The following is a 4074-nucleotide window of genomic DNA, read 5'->3' on the forward strand; positions in this document are numbered from 1 at the left end:
GACGTGATCGAAACCCCGCTTGCGCTCGACGGGATCGCGATGCGTTTCTCGGATACGGCGGGAATTCGCGCGGAAAGTGCCGATGCGATCGAGAAGATCGGTATCGATCGCGCGAAGACCGCCGTCGAGCGCGCCGATATATTGCTGTGGCTCGGAGCGCCGAAAGACGTGCCCGGGCATCCGCGCACAATCCTGATCGCGGCGCAATCCGACCGCTGGCGCGGCGACGCGGCAGCCGAAGCCGGTGCGGCGCATTGCGACCTCATCCTGTCCGCAGCGACCGGTGAGGGGATGGACAAGCTCCACAAATATATCGTCGCGATGGCGCGAACCATGCTGCCGCGCGAGGGCGAGGCGGCGCTGCGCCAGCGTCAGCGCGCGGCGCTCGCCGAGGCGCGCGAATGGCTGACGATCGAGCCGGGATCGCGCGAGGCGAGCGATTTGATCCTGCTCGCCGAGCGGCTCAGGCTTGCCGCAATCGCGCTGGACCGGATTACCGGACGCGCCGGAGTCGAAGACATGCTCGACGCGCTCTTCGGGCGTTTCTGCATCGGGAAATGATGTTCCACGTGAAACATCGCATCGGTCGCGACGCGGTGGATTCGCTGCGCACTTTGCGCTAAAGGCGCCGCAATCATGCAGGATGAAGCAATTTTCGATGTCATCGTCGTCGGCGGTGGGCACGCCGGAACCGAGGCCGCCGCGGCCGCGTCGCGCCTTGGCGCGCGCGTCGCGCTCGTCAGCTTCGACCCCGCGCTGATCGGGACGATGTCGTGCAATCCGGCGATCGGCGGGCTTGGAAAAGGCCATCTGATGCGCGAAGTCGATGCGCTCGATGGCTGGATGGCGCGCGCGGCGGACAGCGCGGCGATTCACTACCGGATGCTCAACGCATCGAAAGGCGCGGCGGTGCAGGGACCGCGTATCCAGGCCGACCGCAAGCTCTATCGCGACGCGATCCAGGCGCTGCTGGCGGCCGAGGACAATATCACCGTCGTTGCGGGGGAGGCTTCGGCGCTGCGTTTGTCGGATGACCGGCGGGTCGAGGGTCTCGAACTCGCAAACGGGTCGGTGCTCGCTGCGGGCGCAGTCGTGCTCGCGACGGGCACCTTTCTTGGCGGGCGTCTGTTTCGCGGCGAAGAGCGGATGGAAGGCGGGCGCATCGGCGAGGCCGGCGCACACCGGCTCGCCAGCCAGCTTCGCGCCGCCGATCTTCCGATGGCGCGGCTCAAGACTGGCACACCGCCGCGGCTCGACGGGCGGACGATCGACTGGGCGCGGCTCGCCGAGCAGCCGTCGGACAGCGCCGAGGGGGCAAGCTGGACCTGTTCCACGTGGAACAGCAAACGGTCGGTGCCGCAGATATTTTGCGCGATCACGCGCACCAATAGCGAGAGCCATGCGATCATCGCGGCAAACCTCGATCGTTCGCCGCTGTTCACCGGCGCGATCGGCGCGGCGGGGCCGCGCTACTGCCCGTCGATCGAGGACAAGATCCACCGGTTTGCCGATCGCGACGGACATCAGGTGTTTCTCGAGCCGGAGGGGCTCGACTCATCGCTCGTCTATCCGAACGGCATTTCGACGTCGCTCCCCGCCGATGTGCAGCTCGCGATGCTGCGCACGATGGAGGGGCTGGAGACCGTCGAGATGGTCGTGCCGGGCTATGCGGTCGAATATGATCATATCGATCCGCGCGCACTCGACCGGACGCTGCAGGTCCGCGCGATGTCGGGTGTCTGGTGTGCGGGGCAGATCAACGGAACGACCGGCTATGAGGAGGCGGCGGCGCAGGGGCTGATCGCGGGCGCGAATGCCGCGCTCGCGACGCTTGGCCGCGATCCGCTGATCCTCGACCGGAGCATATCCTATATCGGGGTGATGGTTGACGATCTGGTGTTGCAGGGGGTGACCGAGCCCTACCGGATGCTCACCGCGCGCGCCGAATACCGGTTGCGGTTGCGTGCCGACAATGCCGCAACGCGCCTGACGCCGAAGGGGATTGCGCTGGGACTGGTGCGGCCGGCGACCGCAGCCCTGTTCGATGCCCGCCAGGCTGAGCGGGAGCGGGCGGAGTCACTGCTCGATGCGCCGGTCGCGACCGCCGATTATGCCGCGATCGGGCTGGCGCTGCCGGGCGACGGGATCGCGCGTCGGCGGATCGATCTGCTGCGCTATCCCGAGATGTCGATCGGACGACTCGCACTGCTCGCGCCCGAACTAGGATCGATCGATACCGCGATCCTCTCAGAGGTTGCCGAGGATGCACATTATGCGCCCTATATCGCGCGGCAGGACGCCGAACTTCGCGCACTTGCGGCGAATGAGGCGATCCTGCTCGATCCGGCGCTCGACTATGCGGCGATCGGCGGACTCTCTCGCGAGATGGTCGAGCGGTTGACGAAAGCCCGGCCCGAGACGCTGGGGCAGGCGGCGCGGATCGACGGGGTGACGCCGGCGGCGCTGACCGCCATCATGGTGCACAGCCGGCGGCGCGCGGCGTGATCATCCCGCGGTATCGCTTCATATCTGCACAGGGGGCGAGCGATGTCCTTTGAACTTCTGGCAAATGAAGAGGCCGCACGGGCTTGGGTCGACAGCACCTTTGCGCCGACCGCTGACCAGTGGACGAAGCTCGATCGCTTTGTCGAAATGCTCGTTGCCGAAAATGCGCTGCAAAATCTGATCGCCGCGTCGACGATCCCGACGATCTGGGTTCGGCATATCGCCGACAGTGCACAGCTTTTGTCATTCGACACGCGTGAGGGAGAGGGGCTCTGGATCGATCTCGGGAGCGGGCCGGGGCTGCCCGGGCTGGTGGTTGCGATCCTGTGTGCGCGACCGATGCTGCTCGTCGAATCGCGCCGGCGCCGGTGCGACTTTCTGCGCGCGGTCGCTGGCGAACTCGATCTGACGCATGTCGAGGTTGCCGAGGCGCCGCTTGAGCGTATCGAAACGCATCTTGCGGCAACGATCAGCGCGCGCGCGTTCGCCCCGCTCGACCGGTTGCTCGACTTATCCGCGCGTTTTTCCACCGAATCGACGCAATGGCTGCTGCCAAAGGGCCGAAACGCGGTTAAGGAACTGGCGTTGCTGCCCCAGCCATGGCAGAGAATGTTCCACGTGGAACAGAGCCGTACCGACGCCGAGAGCCAGATTCTGGTTGGCACCGGCAGGATCGCGGCAAAACAGCGAGGAAAGCGATGATCCGCATTGCCGTGGCAAACCAGAAGGGCGGGGTCGGCAAGACGACGACCGCGATCAACCTGGCGACCGCGCTTGCGGCAACCGGCTGGCGGACGCTGATCATCGATCTCGATCCGCAGGGCAACGCCTCGACCGGGCTGGGAATCAAGCAGTCACAGCGCGAATTTTCGAGTTACGAGCTGCTTCGCGGCGATTCGACGCTCGCCGAATGTGCGATTCCGACCGCGGTACCGCGGCTCGATATCGTTCCCGCGACGGTCGATCTGTCGGGCGCCGAGATCGAGCTGATCGAATTTCAGGACCGTTTGCACCGCCTGCAGCAAGCGCTGTCGAGCACCGAGGCGGGGCAATGGGATATCTGCCTGATCGATTGCCCGCCCTCGCTGGGCATGCTGACACTCAACGCCCTGATCGCTGCCGAATCGCTGATCGTGCCGTTGCAATGCGAGTTTTTTGCGCTCGAGGGGCTGAGCCAGTTGCTCACGACGGTCGAGCGTGTGCGTGAGCGCTTCAACCAGCGCTTGTCGATCCTTGGTGTCGCGCTGACGATGTTCGACCGGCGCAACCGGCTGACCGACCAGGTGTCGGACGATGTCCGCGAAGTGCTGGGGCCGGTGGTGTTCGAAACGGTGATCCCGCGCAACGTCCGCCTGTCCGAAGCGCCGAGCCATGGCTTGCCGGCGCTGATCTACGACCATCGCTGCGCGGGGTCGGCGGCCTATATTGCGCTGGCGCGCGAGTTGATCGACCGGCTTCCCGATATCCGCAAGGCGGCATAAATGGCTGATAATAAAGAAGAAAGTGGAAATTCTCCGGCGCGCAAGCGGCCCTCGGGGCTCGGTCGCGGGCTGAATGCGCTGTTCGGCG

3 protein-coding genes and 1 pseudogene are annotated in these 4074 nt (G+C 65.7%); all 4 read left to right on the forward strand.

Annotated features, from left to right (window positions below; genetic code table 11):
• Nucleotides 1-561: pseudogene (locus VGD20_RS05145) on the forward strand (tRNA uridine-5-carboxymethylaminomethyl(34) synthesis GTPase MnmE); the annotation flags it as partial.
• A gap of 75 nt (nt 562-636) precedes the next feature.
• Nucleotides 637-2505, forward strand: coding sequence for a tRNA uridine-5-carboxymethylaminomethyl(34) synthesis enzyme MnmG (mnmG, locus tag VGD20_RS05150; protein WP_331133418.1), 1869 nt, complete (start codon nt 637-639; stop codon nt 2503-2505).
• Nucleotides 2506-2547: 42 nt separating this feature from the next.
• On the forward strand, nt 2548-3207 hold the full coding sequence (rsmG, locus tag VGD20_RS05155; RefSeq protein WP_331133419.1) for a 16S rRNA (guanine(527)-N(7))-methyltransferase RsmG: 660 nt from the start codon (nt 2548-2550) through the stop codon (nt 3205-3207).
• Nucleotides 3204-3986, forward strand: a complete 783-nt coding sequence (locus VGD20_RS05160; protein ID WP_331133420.1) for an AAA family ATPase — start codon at nt 3204-3206, stop codon at nt 3984-3986. The genes rsmG and VGD20_RS05160 overlap by 4 nt, the downstream gene beginning before the upstream one ends.
• Nucleotides 3987-4074 lie beyond the last annotated feature (88 nt).

The organism is Sphingopyxis sp. (assembly GCF_036402335.1).
In the GTDB taxonomy this organism is placed as follows: domain Bacteria; phylum Pseudomonadota; class Alphaproteobacteria; order Sphingomonadales; family Sphingomonadaceae; genus Sphingopyxis.

What these genes read in the sequence shown, in the direction of transcription:
- mnmG (WP_331133418.1), top strand. Translation starts at nt 637, where the DNA reads ATGCAGGATGAAGCAATTTTCGATGTCATCGTCGTCGGCGGTGGGCAC.
- rsmG (WP_331133419.1), top strand. Translation starts at nt 2,548, where the DNA reads ATGTCCTTTGAACTTCTGGCAAATGAAGAGGCCGCACGGGCTTGGGTC.
- VGD20_RS05160 (WP_331133420.1), top strand. Translation starts at nt 3,204, where the DNA reads ATGATCCGCATTGCCGTGGCAAACCAGAAGGGCGGGGTCGGCAAGACG.